At 33.2% G+C, this 15,966-nt stretch carries 18 protein-coding genes and 1 tRNA gene; 12 read left to right on the top strand and 7 right to left on the bottom strand.

Annotated elements, in window-relative coordinates:
• Positions 1 to 38 precede the first annotated feature (38 nt).
• Complete coding sequence (locus tag FHP04_RS12650) at positions 39 to 272, top strand: hypothetical protein (protein ID WP_139856503.1); 234 nt, start codon at positions 39 to 41, stop codon at positions 270 to 272.
• Between the two features lie 61 nt (positions 273 to 333).
• Here the strand turns inward: FHP04_RS12650 and FHP04_RS12645 are convergent, their stop codons facing one another.
• The 3 genes from FHP04_RS12645 to FHP04_RS12635 all read right to left on the bottom strand — a co-directional run bounded on the left by FHP04_RS12645 (position 334) and on the right by FHP04_RS12635 (position 3,552).
• Positions 334 to 1,173, bottom strand: a complete 840-nt coding sequence (locus FHP04_RS12645) for a universal stress protein (RefSeq protein WP_139856502.1) — start codon at positions 1,171 to 1,173, stop codon at positions 334 to 336.
• An 83-nt stretch (positions 1,174 to 1,256) separates the two neighbouring features.
• Positions 1,257 to 2,315 carry a response regulator gene (locus FHP04_RS12640; protein ID WP_139856501.1) on the bottom strand — a complete coding sequence of 353 codons (1,059 nt, stop codon included), beginning with the start codon at positions 2,313 to 2,315 and terminating at the stop codon, positions 1,257 to 1,259.
• Between the two features lies 1 nt (position 2,316).
• Positions 2,317 to 3,552 carry a PAS domain-containing sensor histidine kinase gene (locus FHP04_RS12635; protein WP_139856500.1) on the bottom strand — a complete coding sequence of 412 codons (1,236 nt, stop codon included), beginning with the start codon at positions 3,550 to 3,552 and terminating at the stop codon, positions 2,317 to 2,319.
• A 146-nt stretch (positions 3,553 to 3,698) separates the two neighbouring features.
• On the opposite strand from FHP04_RS12635, the gene FHP04_RS12630 reads away from it, so the two are divergent.
• The 5 genes from FHP04_RS12630 to deoD all read left to right on the top strand — a co-directional run bounded on the left by FHP04_RS12630 (position 3,699) and on the right by deoD (position 6,801).
• Positions 3,699 to 4,061, top strand: a complete 363-nt coding sequence (locus tag FHP04_RS12630) for a hypothetical protein (RefSeq protein ID WP_246051430.1) — start codon at positions 3,699 to 3,701, stop codon at positions 4,059 to 4,061.
• A gap of 73 nt (positions 4,062 to 4,134) precedes the next feature.
• A complete protein-coding gene (locus FHP04_RS12625) occupies positions 4,135 to 5,001 on the top strand; it encodes a DUF3298 and DUF4163 domain-containing protein (RefSeq protein WP_139856498.1) in 867 nt (288 codons plus the stop codon).
• A gap of 144 nt (positions 5,002 to 5,145) precedes the next feature.
• A complete protein-coding gene (gene trxA, locus FHP04_RS12620) occupies positions 5,146 to 5,448 on the top strand; it encodes a thioredoxin (protein WP_139856497.1) in 303 nt (100 codons plus the stop codon).
• The gene (gene deoC / locus FHP04_RS12615; RefSeq protein ID WP_139856496.1) at positions 5,448 to 6,119 is read left to right on the top strand and encodes a deoxyribose-phosphate aldolase; all 672 of its coding nucleotides are present in this window, start codon (positions 5,448 to 5,450) and stop codon (positions 6,117 to 6,119) included. Before trxA ends, deoC begins: the two co-directional genes overlap by 1 nt.
• Positions 6,103 to 6,801: a purine-nucleoside phosphorylase gene (deoD, locus tag FHP04_RS12610; RefSeq protein ID WP_139856495.1), complete on the top strand. Its 699-nt coding sequence runs from the start codon at positions 6,103 to 6,105 to the stop codon at positions 6,799 to 6,801. The genes deoC and deoD overlap by 17 nt, the downstream gene beginning before the upstream one ends.
• Before the next feature lie 74 nt (positions 6,802 to 6,875).
• Here deoD and FHP04_RS12605 read toward each other — a convergent pair whose 3' ends face one another.
• Together FHP04_RS12605 and hpf are read right to left on the bottom strand one after the other, a co-directional pair.
• A complete protein-coding gene (locus FHP04_RS12605; protein ID WP_139856494.1) occupies positions 6,876 to 7,712 on the bottom strand; it encodes a universal stress protein in 837 nt (278 codons plus the stop codon).
• A gap of 10 nt (positions 7,713 to 7,722) precedes the next feature.
• A complete protein-coding gene (hpf, locus tag FHP04_RS12600; RefSeq protein WP_139856493.1) occupies positions 7,723 to 8,022 on the bottom strand; it encodes a ribosome hibernation-promoting factor, HPF/YfiA family in 300 nt (99 codons plus the stop codon).
• A gap of 200 nt (positions 8,023 to 8,222) precedes the next feature.
• On the opposite strand from hpf, the gene FHP04_RS12595 reads away from it, so the two are divergent.
• The 6 genes from FHP04_RS12595 to FHP04_RS12570 all read left to right on the top strand — a co-directional run bounded on the left by FHP04_RS12595 (position 8,223) and on the right by FHP04_RS12570 (position 12,994).
• Positions 8,223 to 8,305 (top strand) — tRNA-Leu (locus FHP04_RS12595).
• Positions 8,306 to 8,428: 123 nt separating this feature from the next.
• Positions 8,429 to 9,325: a MerR family transcriptional regulator gene (locus tag FHP04_RS12590; protein WP_246051429.1), complete on the top strand. Its 897-nt coding sequence runs from the start codon at positions 8,429 to 8,431 to the stop codon at positions 9,323 to 9,325.
• A 150-nt stretch (positions 9,326 to 9,475) separates the two neighbouring features.
• Positions 9,476 to 10,942: a phytoene desaturase family protein gene (locus FHP04_RS12585; protein WP_139856491.1), complete on the top strand. Its 1,467-nt coding sequence runs from the start codon at positions 9,476 to 9,478 to the stop codon at positions 10,940 to 10,942.
• Complete coding sequence (locus FHP04_RS12580; protein ID WP_139856490.1) at positions 10,939 to 11,781, top strand: phytoene/squalene synthase family protein; 843 nt, start codon at positions 10,939 to 10,941, stop codon at positions 11,779 to 11,781. The genes FHP04_RS12585 and FHP04_RS12580 overlap by 4 nt, the downstream gene beginning before the upstream one ends.
• A 49-nt stretch (positions 11,782 to 11,830) precedes the next feature.
• On the top strand, positions 11,831 to 12,280 hold the full coding sequence (locus FHP04_RS12575) for a sterol desaturase family protein (protein ID WP_139856489.1): 450 nt from the start codon (positions 11,831 to 11,833) through the stop codon (positions 12,278 to 12,280).
• A 3-nt stretch (positions 12,281 to 12,283) separates the two neighbouring features.
• Entirely contained in the window at positions 12,284 to 12,994 is a 711-nt protein-coding gene (locus tag FHP04_RS12570) for a lycopene cyclase domain-containing protein (RefSeq protein WP_139856488.1), read from the top strand.
• 18 nt (positions 12,995 to 13,012) lie between these two features.
• On the opposite strand, the gene FHP04_RS12565 is transcribed toward FHP04_RS12570, so the two are convergent.
• The gene (locus FHP04_RS12565) at positions 13,013 to 13,576 is read right to left on the bottom strand and encodes a TlpA family protein disulfide reductase (RefSeq protein ID WP_246051428.1); all 564 of its coding nucleotides are present in this window, start codon (positions 13,574 to 13,576) and stop codon (positions 13,013 to 13,015) included.
• A 70-nt stretch (positions 13,577 to 13,646) separates the two neighbouring features.
• Positions 13,647 to 15,911, bottom strand: coding sequence for an aconitate hydratase (locus tag FHP04_RS12560; RefSeq protein ID WP_139856487.1), 2,265 nt, complete (start codon positions 15,909 to 15,911; stop codon positions 13,647 to 13,649).
• Positions 15,912 to 15,966: the final 55 nt, after the last annotated feature.

Genomic DNA, 15,966 nt, shown 5'->3' with positions numbered 1-15,966 from the left:
TTAGGTTTTGATTTTCGTAACTTTAAATTAAAAATGTTATGAAACTCTCTGTTATTTCATATCTAGTATTAACTACTTTAGTATTGGCGACAGTTGCAATATTTGCAGCCTTAGGATTCTCATTCGATTATATTTTTTTCCTCACTATTATAGGGGAAGTATTATTGATATTTTCGGTCTATAGCGTTTTGTCTGATTATTACACTACAGATAAAAAATTTGAAGATTTTTATGAAGATCATCCTATAAAAAAAGAAGAAGACAAACTTTAAAACTTCCGTTTTAAAAACCTATCTGGCTCTTTTTTTAATTATAAATGCTCATAAATATCAACTATTCGTGAATTACTAAAAACGGAACATTTGGCTCATAACTCACTAATTTAGCCACAGGCCTTAATAACAAACGCTCTATAAAATTTAAGTTTTTAGCTACAATGGAAACCATACTAATGTCCCAAGTTTCGATAAAATTTTTAAGCCCTGTTTCTAGTTCTTTATTTTCTACAAAATGAAAACTGTGTTTCTTTTCTCTAAAAGAATAGTGTAAAAATCCTTTATTGTCGGTTTGCTCGCTATTAAGTCCTAGATTATGTGTACGTATATTAAGCACACGAAGTGCCGAATTATGCAATTCCAAATTATCGGAAAGTGTCGAAATAATTTTACTTCTAAATATATTGTTATAATCAGTTATAAAGGCAACATTGCTTATTTTTCTAAATCTAGCATTACCAGGAATAGCCATTATTGAACATTTTACCTTTGTAATTACTTCACAGGTATTACTTCCTAGCCTTTTTGAACTAGAAACAGACATTCCTCTGGTTCCCATTAAAATATAATCTATTTCTTTCGCAATTACCTGCTTGCGAATGGCTTCTACTAAGTTTAAGTCGTCTTCAATTGGATAGAACTTATGTTGAGGGTTTAATTTGGATGTTTTACAGGTGTTAATTAACGATTTAAGTTTAGAGGAAGCATTTTGAAGTGTAGTTACTTCAGCGATAGATTCTGTGAAACCTTCAACCTCTCCATTTGGTTCTTGAATTTCATTTGAAGATACATGAAGCAAGTAAAAATTGACTGGAATATCAGCAAAGTAATCTAGCGCATAACGAATTGCATTATGCGAATTTTTAGAAAAATCTGTAGGAATTAAAATATTTTTCATTTTACCAAAGTCTCACAGGCAAAGTTATCCGTAAGCTTTGATATTAGAAATGATAAAAATCAGTTTTGAAAGAGGTAACGGTGTTATTCTATAAACTTCAACCTTTCTAGGTCTACAATGTGGATATCACGCCCTTCAATTTCTATAATTCCATTTTTCTTGAATTCAGATAGCGTTCTAATTAAACTTTCTGTTGCTATTCCTGCAGTTGCAGCTAAATCGTTACGCGAAATTCGCAATGGTGCTGAAGTGTTTTTATTCATAATTTCAGCAAACTGAATGATAGTAGATGCAGTTTTCTTCCTAACCGAACTATAGGCCATCCTTATTAATTGCTGCTTTATCTCGGTTAAATTATCACTAAGAAGATTCATTAATTCTAAAGTAACATCTTTACTTTTTATTAAAATGTCTTTTAGATATGTTTTGGACAAGCTAACCAGTTCTACATCTTCTACAGCTGTAGCAGACTCGGCATAAGGTAAATTATCTTCAAACGATGTAAACCCTAAAAAATCGTCGGCTTTGTATAATCCAGTAATGAGTTCTTTTACATTATCGTCCATTGTATGAGTTTTTACAACTCCCTTCAACAGTAAGAAAATGTTATTTGAATGATCACCAGCACGATAAATAGTATCACCTTTTTTATAATTGGCAATGGTACCTTCATCGCAAAAATAATTTTTTAGCTGATTTAAATTCCTTGGGGCGTCCTCATCTTCAACTACATCTAAATTTATACCAGCGCCATTCGTACGCATAGATAAGATGGCAGATTTCGCCAATCTACTTTCTATAGCACTAATTAAATCCCCTTCATCAAATGGTTTAGTAAGGTAATCATCTGCCCCCATATCCATTCCTTTTCTTATTTCTTTGTGCTCGGTTTTAGCGGTAAGAAATATAAAAGGTATATGTGTGGTTCTTTCATTTGAAGCTAATGCCTCTAATACGCCGTAACCGTCAATTTCAGGCATCATAATATCACATACTACAATATCGGGAATTTCCTTAAAAGCTTGTTCAATCCCTAATCTGCCATTAGCAGCTGTAATTACATTATAATCTGATAGCTCTAAAAGCTCAGCCGTATTTTCTCTTAGTGCTGTATCGTCTTCAATTAGAAGTATTTTCTTCATATTAACTTTTTGGAATTTTACTTGGGAAGGTAATAGTAAATGCACTTCCCTTATTTTCTTCACTTTCGAAGATTATAGTACCACCTATATTGTTTAGATGGCTTTTAACAATATTTAAACCAATGCCAGTACCTTGATTCAACAAAGCATTTTCAGCTCTAAAATACCTATTGAAAATAAATTTCTGTTCTTTAGCAGGGATGCCAATCCCTTGATCGATAATTTTTATACTCATAGAGTCTTCCTGAGGCATTACAATTACATCAATACTTGTATTTTCTGGGGAATATTTTATGGCGTTATTAATAAGGTTGGTTAGTGATAATTCTAAAATTTTTTCATCAAAATAAACTTGTATGCCGTCTATGTTTTTTGGGTAGTTAATTTGCTGACCTTCTTTTAAAAGCATATTAGCATTATAAATTACTTCATTTACTACTTTACTTAATGGAAAAGTACTGTATTTATAAGTTTCCCTCCCAGATTCTAGACGCTCTATAGATAAAAAGTCGTTGAGGATATTATTAAGATACTTTACTTTATTTTGAATCGTTTTTAAGTGTTTCTCTCTTTTGTCTTGTTGGCTAGTCTCTTTGTATTTCCCTACCAAGGTTGCAGACGTAAGGATTCCACTTAATGGGGTTTTAAATTCGTGTGAAACTAAGGATAGGAACTTTGTTTTAAGCTCTCCTAACTCTCGTTCTTTTCTTAAAGACTCTTTAATTTTATCTTCGGCATCTTTCCTTTTTACTACTTCTTTTTCGAGTTCAATAATACTTTCTTTTAAAGCTTGTGTTCGCTTTTCAATTTTCAGTTCTAATTCATTGTTGAGCTCTCTAATTTGCAACTCCTGTTGTTTTCTAACAGAAATATCTGTAACCAAAGCCATTACATATTTGCTGCCATAAACTTCAAATGGATTTAGTCCAGCTTCAACAGGAAAGGTGCTGCCATCTTTTCTTTTTCCATATAAATCACGACCATGACCCATTTGTCTCGGGTCGCTATTTTGCATAAACTCGTTAACTTGAACATGGTGATTACTCCTATATTCCTGGGGTATTAAAACACTAAGGTTTTTACCAATTAATTCACCGTGTTCGTAACCAAACATTTTATCACCTGCATCATTAGAGGTTACAATTTCATGTTTGTCGTTAACAATAACAATTCCTTCTGAAATAGCTTCAGAAAGAATTTTAAAAATATTACCTTTTTTTTCGTCAAATACCTTCATTCCTTACAAAAGTAAGGAATTTTATCAGTTTCCCTTAACTGATTTATATCATTAAAATTAAAATGAATTAAAACTAGATTTACACACTTTATAACCACAGAATTATGGCTATTATGAATAAACCACAATTGCTTTTTTACCAAAAAATGGGAGAACTCTTTTACGCAATTGCAGCTGCTGATAAAGTTGTGCGCAAAGAAGAATATGATATTCTTAAAAAAATGGTTCTAAAGAAATGGAAAAACATTGATAACGATAAAGATTCATTACATGGAGACGCTGCACATCAAATTGAAATAGTATTTGATTGGTTCGACTATGAACAGCTTGATGCAAACGACTGTTTCGATAGTTTTGCCGACTATAAAAAAGAAAATTCAAAACTCTTTACTGAAGAGCGAAAAAAACTAATATGGAAAACTGCTGACGCTATTGCGAGTTCTTTTTCAGGTAAAAACAAAAGCGAACTTGTAATGCTTGCCAAATTAAAATTACTACTTGAAGAATAACTCTTAATTAAACCTACTTTCTTCTCTACAATAAAAATCTTTCGTTATTTTTATAATTCAAACCAAATTTAAAATGAAAAACCTTCTTCCAATCCTTGTCTTTCTTACTTTTCTTGCCTGTAAGAACGACTCCAATAAAGTAAAAACTGAAAGTGAAGACGAACAACTAATTGAAAAAAGTGCTGATTCTTTCAGTGTTTCAGATAAGGACTTGAAGTTGATGGAGCAAACCCTAGAAATTAAAAGAAAAGAACTACTTGAAAAAAAGGATCAAAAAGAAGAATTGGAAACATTACTAGTTTCTAAGTCAATTTTAAAAAAAGATGAATGGTTTACATTAGATTTTAAATACCCTTATCTAAATGAAAAAATCAAACCACAGTTTGAGAACTTCAATGAATATATCAAGAAGAATTATTTAGACATTAAAGAAATAGAAAAGCAAATTTTAGACGAAAAGCGCTTGTGTGATTCATTAGGAATTCCAAGGCAAAATGAACTGCGAAGTGTAGATTACAAAATCTATAATCTTAATGATAGAATAATAAGTGTGCTTTTCTACAAAGAAAATCACTACACGGGTGCAGCCCATGCTGCTTACACTTTTGAGACTTTAAACTTTGATTTGGAGCGCGGAGTTTTCTTAAAATTCGAAGATTTTTTTAACGACGGAACAGAAGAAGAAGTTCAAGAGATTTTAAACGAATTTTTAAAAGAAAAAATCCAATCGGGTGAAATGTATTACGATTGTTGGACAATCTCTGACGACGATTTTTTCAACGCTAAAAATAACTTTGTAATAAACGATATGGTTGTCGAATACTATTTTGACGACTGCATTATTTGCCCTTCATACACTGGAACGTATTCTATTAAAATACCTTTAGAAATGCTGAAGCCAGTGCTTAGAAAGCATAAAAAGGACCTTTTAATGTTATAATTTAGCGGTATAGTTTTTGAAAATTTAGCAAATAAAACATGATAATTTAGCCTTCAAATATTAAATTATCGTTTAAATATAAATCGTATTAACTCACAGCCAAATACTAATACTATTTGGCAGATTTAATCCTATAAAAATTCTATGAAAAGCAATTTTAAAGATATAATTAACTCCGAAACACCTGTTCTTGTTGATTTTTTCGCTGACTGGTGTGGGCCTTGTAAAATGTTAGCTCCTATTTTAAAACAAGTGAAAGATGAACTTGGTGATTCTGTAAAAATCGTAAAGATAGACGTTGACAAAAACCAACCGCTTGCAGCACAATTTCAAGTGAGAGGTGTTCCTACCATGATTTTATTCCGTAATGGAGAGCAAAAATGGCGTCAGAGTGGTGTTTTGCAAAAAGATGATTTAATTTCTATTATCAATCAGCATAAAAACTGATGGAATTAAATCAATATATAGACCATACCCTTCTTAAAGCCACAGCAACAAAAGATGATATAATCAAGCTTTGTAATGAAGCTAAGGAGTATAATTTTTACGCTGTTTGTGTGAATAGCTGTTATATTTCATTGGTTAAAAACGAACTAAAGAATAGCGATGTAAAAATTGCTGCTGTAGTTGGTTTTCCTTTGGGAGCGAATTCTGCCAATTCAAAATTATTTGAAGCAAAACATTGTGTAAAAGAAGGTGCCGATGAAATTGACATGGTGCTTAACCTAGGATTTTTAAAATCTGAAATGTTCGATGCTGTTGAAAAAGAAATTTCAGATATAAAAAAGGCAATTGGAAATAAAGTATTAAAAGTAATTCTTGAGACTTGTTATTTAACCAATAGCGAGATATTTACCGCTTGTAAAATTTCAAAAGCAGCCGGAGCAGATTTTGTAAAAACATCCACAGGGTTTGGCACTGGCGGAGCGACCGAGAATGCCGTGAAATTAATGGTTGAAACTGTAGGTGACACATTAAAAATAAAAGCTTCGGGGGGCATTAGAGACGCAAAAACAGCAAAAAAATACATCGATCTAGGCGTGAGTAGAATAGGAACTTCTTCCGGAATTCAAATTGTTACATCTAACAATACAAATACAAATGAGCACACATATTGAAGCCAAAGCAGGCGAAATTGCAGAATCTGTTCTTCTTCCTGGTGACCCTTTACGAGCGAAATGGATAGCTGAAACGTATTTAAAAGATGCTAAGTGCTATAACGAAGTACGCGGAATGTATGGTTATACTGGCACTTATAAAGGAAAGCGTATTTCGGTGCAAGGTACAGGAATGGGAGTTCCTTCAGCCTTAATATATTGTCACGAACTTATAAACGATTATGGCGTTAAAAACTTACTTAGAGTAGGTTCGGCAGGTAGCTATAAAAAAGATATTAATGTTCGCGATATAGTAATTGCAATGGCAGCTTCATCAAATTCTGGCATCAATAAGTTACGGTTTTCAAACTCCGATTTCGCTCCTACTGTCGATTTCGATTTGTTTATGAAAGCTGTACTTTATGCTAAAGAAAATAACATTTCTATAAAAGCTGGAAACATTCTTACAACCGATCAGTTCTACGAAGACAATGTTGAAGATTATAAAAAATGGGCTGAATATGGGGTACTTTGCGTTGAGATGGAAACTGCAGGGCTTTATACCATTGCGGCAAAATACAATGTAAAAGCTTTGTCTATTCTAACTATTTCAGACTCCCTAGTAACTGGTAAAACCACGACTTCTGAAGAACGAGAAGGAAGTTTTTCTAAGATGATTGACATAGCGTTAAACACCGTTTAATAAAGAAAAGAAAAGCAGAAATTCAATTGGTGAATTTCTGCTTTTTAAAGTTAATTGATGTCGATAGCAACTAACTAAACTCTAAATGTCATAACTGGCAAATCTGAGTGATTTACTACATCTTCCCCTATACTTCCTGAGAAAAAGTGTGCTAAGCCTTGTCTACCTTGAGTTGGTAAAGAAATAATATCTGCATTAACTATTTGGCTGTAACCAAATATTCCTGCTTCTACAGAATATTCGTTGTAGTGAGCCACACTGTTCAAGCTTTCCAAAGGGTTTGATTCTCCAGCAGATTTGAAAAAATCTAAAATTCTTTTTTCAATTTCTCTTGTACTGCGAAAATCTCCAGCTAGGTTTACATACAGCATTTGCATATCTATTCCGAAAGTTTCAAAAACCTCTTTTGCACGTTTATAAGGTCCAACTGAATTTTCTAAAAAGTCACAGGCGAAAACCCCCAATTTCGGATTAAATTTTTCGTGTCTATGTTTTATCACTAAAACCGGAATTTCTGAAGTACGAACTACTTTCTCTGTATTACTACCTACAAAGACTTCTTTTAAACCAGAACTTCCGTGAGATCCCATTACTATAAGATCTATGTTCATTTCTTTAGCAACATCATTTATTTCACTGAAGATTGTATAATTATGAACTGTATCGGTTACCTTAACACCTTCTAAGTAATCTTTATCCAAAAGTTCTGCAAACTTTGTTTCGGCAAGCCTCATATAGTACATTGCTTCAAAAACCTCTCTCGATTCGTTTCTTGTTACTACCGCATCACTAAGCCCCATCATATGCAAGGCAATAATTTCAGCGTTTTGTTTTTTAGCAATTCCAGCAGCCACTTCCATGGCGTAATCGGAATATTTCGAGAAATCTACAGGGACTAATATTTTTTTCATCTTTATGTTTTTAGTGGGTTGAAAATTTTGCTTTACGTTTTTTAAGTTGTCTTTCTAAATCCGAGATTGTTTCTTTAGCTGCTGCTTCAAAAGTTGTTTCGGTTGAAGCTGCAAAAATCTTAGGTCCAGGCAGGCTTAACTCAATTTCACAAATATTACCTTTTCCATAGACGTTATTTTCCATTTTAAAACTTACATCTGCACGAATAAGCCATTCGTATTTTTCGCCTAGTTTATCAAGCCTTTGCTTAACATATTCAGACATTGCCTCACTAGTTGGCATTTTTATGAATTGGATGTTTATAGTCATAATATCACAAATTTGTTACTTATTATATCAAATATAACCTTAATTAACGACTCTAATAATGACCAAAATCATATTAAGCTTCTTATTGAAATTAAAACAAGAAATAATATTCAAATAAACTTTGAACGCTTTAGCTTTAATTTTATAAAATATTATATTTGCGCTCTGTTCGAGTAAGCTAGCAGCTTATAGCAACATCCACCCGGGTGCTGGAATTGGTAGACAGGCATGGTTGAGGGCCATGTGTCTTATGGACGTGTGGGTTCAAGTCCCATTCCGGGTACAAATTTTAGTGTATATTTAATCGATATACTTATCAAATTGTTTAAAGATAAATTCAAATTTTTAAACAAACCTTCTTTCTTTTTAGTAATTTCACCCTTGAAATATAAATTATTTAATTTTTGTGGTTAAAACTCAATTCGGCATAAAAGATCTTGAAAATCTTTCAAACGTTAAAGCCCATACAATTAGGATTTGGGAAAAACGATATAATCTTCTTGAGCCTAATCGCACCGATACCAACATAAGGAAATACGATCTCGAAAACCTAAAAAAGCTTCTCAACATTGTTTATTTATATAATGAAGGTCATAAAATTTCAACCTTAGCAAGTCTTAATAAAACTGAGCTTCAGAAATTAGTTAAAGAGAATGTTCACGAACTAAACACCGAATATGCTTGTAATGTTTTAAAGACAGCTATGTTCGAGTTCGATAGTGAACTTTTTGACACAACTTTTAAGAAACTAATAGAGCAAAAATCGTTTCGAGAAGTGTTTTTAGAAGTATTTGTTCCACTATTAAATGAAACAGGAATTCTTTGGCATTCTGGAACTATTGACCCTTCTCACGAACATTTTATTTCAGAAAAAATACGCCATTTAATTATTCAACAATACAATCTTATAAAAGACACTCCAACAGCGAAAGAAAACAAAACTTTTGTATTGTATTTACCGCTAAAAGAAATTCACGATATAGGGCTTTTATATGCTAATTATGAACTTTTATCAGCGGGGTATAACACTATATATTTAGGGGCAAACGTACCCATTGATAGTTTAAACCACGTAGTAAAAACCCAATCTGAAATCGTTTTCGTGACGTATTTTACAGTACAACCAGAGACAGACCAGGTAGAAAATTATATAAGCGAATTTCAAGAGAAAGTTAGCCATATAAAACCTTGTGAACTTTGGATTTTAGGTAAAAAAGTTGATCAGGTAGTAAACACATATAATAATATTCGTGTTTTTAATAGTTTGGAATTATTTACCCAACACATTGAAACAACTTTATAAATATTTTATATTATAAAGTTCTCACATTATCACACTACCCACTTACTGTAAAAATTGCTGTGCAAATAAGAATTATTTGGAATGAAAATTTTTAATTAGTCATTTTATGATTTAATATTGTTTAATTATTTTGTACATTTGTTAAACAAAATGAACAAGTCCGTATTAATTATTGGTTCTGGGTTTTCATCACTAGCTGCTTCTTGCTATTTAGCCAAAGCGGGATATAGTGTTACTATATATGAAAAAAATTCAAGTATTGGGGGCCGCGCTAGGCAGTTAAACAAGGATGGGTTTAAATTCGATATGGGCCCTACTTGGTACTGGATGCCAGATGTATTTGAACGATTTTTCTCCGATTTCGGGAAGTCTCCTGCTGAATATTACCAATTAGAAAAACTCAATCCAGCCTATCGAGTTTTTTTTGGAAAAAACGATCATATAAGCATTGAAGATACTTTAGATAAAATTTGTGTTTCATTTGAAAATGAAGAAGTAGGCAGCTCAACGAAGCTAAAAAAGTTTATTGCACAAGCCCAAGACAATTACAATATAGCCATAAAAGATTTGGTTTATCGACCTGGAGTTTCACCTTTAGAACTCGTAACTACTGCCACCATAAAAAAAGTTGGACAGTTTTTTAGCACAATCAGTAAAGACGTTAGGCAAGAATTTAACAATCCAAAACTAATTTCTATATTAGAATTTCCAGTTTTATTTCTAGGTGCTAAGCCATCAAATACACCATCTTTTTACAGCTTTATGAATTATGCCGATTTTGGTTTAGGTACATTTCATCCAAAGGGAGGGATGTATTCTGTAGTAAAAGGAATTCAGCAACTTACAGAAGAGCTAGGTGTTACAATTAAAACAAATCAAAACGTTGAAAAGATAAATATTGAAGATGGACAAGCCACATCAATTATAATAAATGGAAATCAAGTAAATGCCGATTTTATATTAAGCGGTGCAGATTATCACCATACAGAAAGCTTGCTACCCACTAAATACAGACAATATTCTGAGAGTTATTGGAAAAAGAAAACCTTTGCTCCTTCTGCCCTACTTTTCTATGTAGGATTTGATAAAGAGATTCAAAATGTAGATCATCACACTTTGTTTTTCGACGTAGATTTTAAAAAACATTCTGAAGAAATTTACGACAATCCCAAATGGCCTAAAGAACCCTTATTTTACGCTAGTTTCCCTTCAAAAACAGATGAGAATGTTGCGCCTAAAGGAAAAGAATTAGGGATTTTTCTTATACCTCTTGCCCCTGGTTTGGAAGATAATCTCGAAATAAGAGAAGTGTATTTTGAAAAAATAATAAAAAGATTTGAAAGTGTTACGAATCAATCTATCACAAAATCAGTTATATTTAAAGAGTCATTTTGTGTAAACGACTTTATTTCAGATTATAATAGTTACAAAGGAAATGCATACGGACTTGCAAATACGCTTTTGCAAACTGCATTTTTAAGACCGAATATAAAGAGTAGTAAAGTGAAGAATTTATTTTTCACAGGACAACTTACTGTTCCAGGTCCCGGAGTACCACCAGCTTTAATTTCAGGAAAATTGGCAGCAGGATTAATTGAAAAATCAATAAAAAAGTGAAAGAGCTTTTCGACATAGTATCTAAATCCTGCAGCAAAAAGGTTACTGAAACTTACAGCACATCTTTTTCGTTAGCTACACGAATGTTAGCACCATCTATTCGTCAAGATATTTACAATATCTACGGGTTTGTTCGCTTCGCCGATGAGATTGTAGATTCGTTTCACGATTACAACAAAGGATTACTTTTTAATCGTTTTGAAACTGCTTTAAATGAAGCTTTGGAAGATCGTATTAGTCTAAATCCAATATTAAATTCATTTCAACATACCGTTTACAAATACAACATTGAAAGAGAGTTGATAGACACCTTTATGGCAAGTATGCGCTTAGACTTGACTAAACAGGTTTACGCCACTCCAGAAGAATTTAATAACTATATCTATGGCTCAGCCGATGTTGTTGGGCTAATGTGCTTAAAAGTGTTTGTAAAAGGAAATACCGATAAGTACGAAGCTCTAAAAGAAGCAGCTATGAACTTGGGTTCGGCTTTTCAAAAGGTAAATTTCCTTAGAGATTTAAAAGAAGACCACGATAATCTACAACGAACTTATTTTCCAAATGCAAATTTGGATTCGTTAGATGAAATTTCAAAACAAGATATAATTAGTGAAATAACTGATAATTTCGACAAAGGATATCAGGGAATATTACACCTTCCAAATGAAGCGAAACTCGGAGTTTTTATTGCGTATAGATATTATAAAAGGCTTTTGAAAAAACTTCAAAAAACTCCAGCTTTAGAAATTAAAAATACTCGGATTCGAATCCCAAATACTGAAAAGATTGGGCTTTTAATGAGGAGCTATGTGAAATATCAATTAAATTTGGTGAGGTAACATTATTTCTAAACAAGATTCCTAATACATAAAACAATAAATAGAAAAAATGGATACAGTTCTTTGGATAATAATTTTCATTGCTACTTTCTGCATAATGGAATTTATGGCGTGGTTCACTCATAAATATGTTATGCACGGGTTTTTATGGAAGTTACACAAAGATCACCACAAAAAAGATCACGGCAGTTGGTGGGAACGCAATGATTATTTTTTTCTTTTTTATGCGTTAATAAGTATAAGCTGTTTTATTGGGTGGAGTTATTATGGCTTCTGGGCTGGACTACCAATTGGATTAGGGATTTTTGCTTATGGCCTCGCTTACTTCTTTGTTCACGATATCTTTATCCACCAGCGCTTTAAGTTATTTAGAAATGCAAATAATTGGTATGCTAGAGGCATTAGGAGAGCGCATAAAATGCACCATAAACACTTAGGAAAAGAAGATGGAGAGTGTTTCGGAATGTTACTTCCACCATTAAAATACTTCAAGAAATAAATTATGTGGCACCTTTATTTTGTATTGGATTTAGCTTCATTAAGCATTCCTTTTATTTTCAGTTTTCACCCAAAATTGAAGTTCTACAAATTGTGGAAATACTTTTTTCCCGCCACATTCATAATGATGGCTTTTTTTGTTTCTTGGGATATCATTTTCACTCAAAATGGTTTTTGGGGCTTTAATGATACTTACCTTTCAGGATATCGATTATTAAATCTTCCAATTGAAGAATGGCTGTTTTTTATCTGTATTCCCTACGCTTGTCTATTCACCATATATGCTTTTAAAGATTTATGGCCTAAGTTTGCGTTTTCAAATAAGCTTACAAAATTAGTTTATTACACTCTGCAAACCATTTTTATTGTAATTCTTCTCTACAACTTCGATCGTTGGTACACAGCAATTAATTTTGCTTATGCTGTGGTTTTACTAGGATTAGTCTTCAACTATATGCGCAGTGCTTTAAATATATTCTTCCCAGTATTTTTGGTGCTATTAATTCCGTTTTTTATAGTGAATGGTTTCTTAACCGGAAGTTGGATTAACGAACAAGTAGTTTGGTATAATGATGCTGAAAACCTAGGAATTCGAATAGGAACTGTTCCTATTGAAGATAGTGTTTACGCACTTACCATGTTGCTTACAATATTTGTATTAATGGAAAAATTTAAAGAGAAATACCCTTCAAAAACGGAAGAAATTATAAAATAGTGTACTTAACCTTATTATCTATTCCGATAGAAGTTTATCTAAAAGGGCTCTCATTTTCTTGCTATTCCAATCGGCTACACCCGTTTCATCTATAACTATTTCACCTGTTTTAGACATTACATAAGTAGTAGGAAGCACATTGGATTCTAACTGTGTTGGTGCTTTATATTTTTGAATATATATCGGCAAATTATAACCGTTTTTATCCATAAATTTCTCAATCTTTTCTGGAGTTTCTGAAGTAACGAAATAGAAATCTACTTTTTCTCCATAACTGTTGTATAGTTTTTGAAAAGAAGGCATTTCTGCAACACACGGTGGACACCAAGTAGCCCAAAGATTTACTATTGTAACCTTTCCTTCTGATTGTGAGAAATTGATTTCTTCAGAATTGAGCGGCTGTAAACTCCAATTGTAATCGGTTAACGTTTCTCGTTTAGACTCGGCTTTTTCAGATGGAGAAAATGATATTAATCGTTGTACAAAAACTTGTATTGGCATTCTCGTTTGTGGGATAATAAGTAAAACAAGTAATCCAACGAATAAAATATTGCTCCAGTGTTTTTTTAAAAAACCTATCATAACTCTAAGATATAAAAAAACCTAACAGGTAATGAAACCTGTTAGGTTTGTATATTGAAAACAGTGATTTTTAAGCGTTTTGCTTTTTAATCAAATTTAAAGCTGAACCTTCACGGTACCACTTAATTTGAGCATCGTTATAAGTATGGTTTGCCATAATTACATCTTTACTTCCATCCTTATGAACAACTTCAATTGTCAATGGTTTATTAGGAGCAAAGTCTGCAATATCCACAAAGTTGAAAGTATCATCTTCTTGAATTAGATCGTAATCTGCTTCATTAGCAAATGTCAATCCAAGCATACCTTGTTTTTTCAAGTTTGTTTCGTGAATTCTAGCAAAAGATTTTACTAAAACGGCTGCAACACCTAAGAATCTAGGCTGCATTGCTGCGTGCTCACGAGAAGAACCTTCACCGTAGTTATGGTCACCCACAACGATAGTTTTAATTCCTTGTGCCTTGTATTGACGCTGTACATCGGGTACACCTCCGTATTCCTCAGTCAACTGATTTTTAACGAAGTTTGTTTTCTTATTGAAAGCGTTGACAGCACCAATTAATGTATTGTTTGAAATATTATCTAAGTGTCCACGGTAACGTAACCAAGGTCCTGCCATAGAAATATGGTCGGTAGTACATTTTCCGAATGCTTTTATTAAAAGTTTTACACCTTGTAATTCAGCATCTTGAATTGGCACGAATGGTTCTAACAATTGAAGGCGCTCGCTATCCGTTGCAACTTTTACCTCAACAGTGCTACCGTCTTCAGTTGGCGCTAAATATCCATTATCGTCAACCGCAAAACCTTTAGGAGGTAATTCAAGTCCTACTGGCTCGTCCAATTTAACCTCTTCTCCATCTTCATTAATAAGAGTATCGTTCATAGGATCGAAATCTAAACGACCTGAAATTGCAATGGCTGCAACCATTTCTGGTGAACCTACAAAAGCGTGTGTATTTGGGTTACCATCTGCACGTTTTGAGAAGTTTCTGTTGAAAGAGTGCACAATTGTGTTTTTTTCTTCACCTTTTCTATCACTTCTATCCCATTGTCCAATACAAGGTCCACAAGCGTTAGTAAAGATAGTTGCCCCAAGGTTTTCAAAAACATCTAGTAAGCCATCACGCTCTGCTGTATAGCGAATTTGTTCTGAACCTGGGTTAATTCCGAAGTCACTTTTCGACTTTAATTTTTTATCAATTGCTTGTTGTGCGATAGATGCAGCTCTGGATAAATCTTCATATGAAGAGTTTGTACAAGAACCGATTAATCCCCAATCAACTTTAAGTGGCCAATCATTTTTTCTTGCTTTTTCACCTAAATCACCAACTTCAGTAGCTAAATCTGGAGTAAATGGACCGTTTAAGTGTGGGCGTAATGTAGAAAGGTCAATTTCAATTACTTGATCGAAGTATTGTTCTGGATTTTCGTAAACTTCATCATCTCCAGTTAAATACTCGCGTATTTTGTTTGCTTCATCAGCAATTTCATTTCTATCTGTAGCACGTAGGAAACGCTCCATAGAATCGTCGTAACCAAATGTTGAAGTAGTCGCTCCAATTTCGGCACCCATATTACAGATAGTTCCTTTACCAGTACAAGAAAGGTTCTTTGCACCTGGACCAAAATACTCAACTATGGCACCTGTTCCACCTTTTACAGTTAGAATACCAGCTACTTTTAAGATAACGTCTTTAGAAGCAGTCCATCCGTTTAACTTACCAGTTAATTTAACACCAATAAGTTTTGGGAATTTTAACTCCCATGGCATTCCTGCCATTACATCAACTGCATCGGCTCCACCAACTCCAATTGCAACCATTCCTAAACCACCCGCGTTTACAGTATGGCTATCGGTACCAATCATCATTCCTCCAGGGAAAGCGTAGTTTTCAAGTACTACTTGGTGAATAATTCCAGCTCCTGGTCTCCAAAAACCAATTCCATATTTATTTGAAACAGATTCTAAGAAGTCAAAAACTTCATTACTTGTTTCGTTAGCACGCATTAAATCTTTTGCAGCACCTTGTTTTGCTTGGATTAAGTGATCACAGTGAACAGTAGTTGGAACTGCAACCGATTTTTTTCCAGCTTGCATAAATTGTAACAATGCCATTTGTGCTGTTGCATCCTGGCAAGCAATTCTATCTGGAGCAAAGTCTACATAATCTTTCCCACGTTGGAAAGCCGTATTAGGAGTGCCATCCCAAAGGTGTGAATAAAGAATTTTTTCAGAAAGTGTAAGGGGTCTACCCGTGATTTCACGTGCTTTATCAACACGTTCTGCCATCTGGGCGTACACCTTTTTAATCATATCAATATCAAAAGCCATAGTTGTATTTTTTGTTGTTGCGAATTTACAAAAATTTGGAATATTTAAAAAGTAT

Source organism: Aequorivita sinensis, from assembly GCF_006346335.1.
Classification (GTDB): domain Bacteria; phylum Bacteroidota; class Bacteroidia; order Flavobacteriales; family Flavobacteriaceae; genus Aequorivita; species Aequorivita sinensis.
Note: the sequence above shows the minus strand (reverse complement) of the source record. Positions and strands in the feature narration are given on the sequence as shown.

Coding starts and splice junctions, on each gene's coding strand:
- FHP04_RS12565 (WP_246051428.1), bottom strand. CDS start 13,576: ATGATAGGTTTTTTAAAAAAACACTGGAGCAATATTTTATTCGTTGGA.
- FHP04_RS12645 (WP_139856502.1), bottom strand. CDS start 1,173: ATGAAAAATATTTTAATTCCTACAGATTTTTCTAAAAATTCGCATAAT.
- FHP04_RS12570 (WP_139856488.1), top strand. CDS start 12,284: ATGTGGCACCTTTATTTTGTATTGGATTTAGCTTCATTAAGCATTCCT.
- deoD (WP_139856495.1), top strand. CDS start 6,103: ATGAGCACACATATTGAAGCCAAAGCAGGCGAAATTGCAGAATCTGTT.
- FHP04_RS12635 (WP_139856500.1), bottom strand. CDS start 3,552: ATGAAGGTATTTGACGAAAAAAAAGGTAATATTTTTAAAATTCTTTCT.
- hpf (WP_139856493.1), bottom strand. CDS start 8,022: ATGACTATAAACATCCAATTCATAAAAATGCCAACTAGTGAGGCAATG.
- FHP04_RS12585 (WP_139856491.1), top strand. CDS start 9,476: ATGAACAAGTCCGTATTAATTATTGGTTCTGGGTTTTCATCACTAGCT.
- FHP04_RS12640 (WP_139856501.1), bottom strand. CDS start 2,315: ATGAAGAAAATACTTCTAATTGAAGACGATACAGCACTAAGAGAAAAT.
- FHP04_RS12575 (WP_139856489.1), top strand. CDS start 11,831: ATGGATACAGTTCTTTGGATAATAATTTTCATTGCTACTTTCTGCATA.
- FHP04_RS12605 (WP_139856494.1), bottom strand. CDS start 7,712: ATGAAAAAAATATTAGTCCCTGTAGATTTCTCGAAATATTCCGATTAC.
- FHP04_RS12560 (WP_139856487.1), bottom strand. CDS start 15,911: ATGGCTTTTGATATTGATATGATTAAAAAGGTGTACGCCCAGATGGCA.
- deoC (WP_139856496.1), top strand. CDS start 5,448: ATGGAATTAAATCAATATATAGACCATACCCTTCTTAAAGCCACAGCA.
- FHP04_RS12650 (WP_139856503.1), top strand. CDS start 39: ATGAAACTCTCTGTTATTTCATATCTAGTATTAACTACTTTAGTATTG.
- trxA (WP_139856497.1), top strand. CDS start 5,146: ATGAAAAGCAATTTTAAAGATATAATTAACTCCGAAACACCTGTTCTT.
- FHP04_RS12625 (WP_139856498.1), top strand. CDS start 4,135: ATGAAAAACCTTCTTCCAATCCTTGTCTTTCTTACTTTTCTTGCCTGT.
- FHP04_RS12630 (WP_246051430.1), top strand. CDS start 3,699: ATGGGAGAACTCTTTTACGCAATTGCAGCTGCTGATAAAGTTGTGCGC.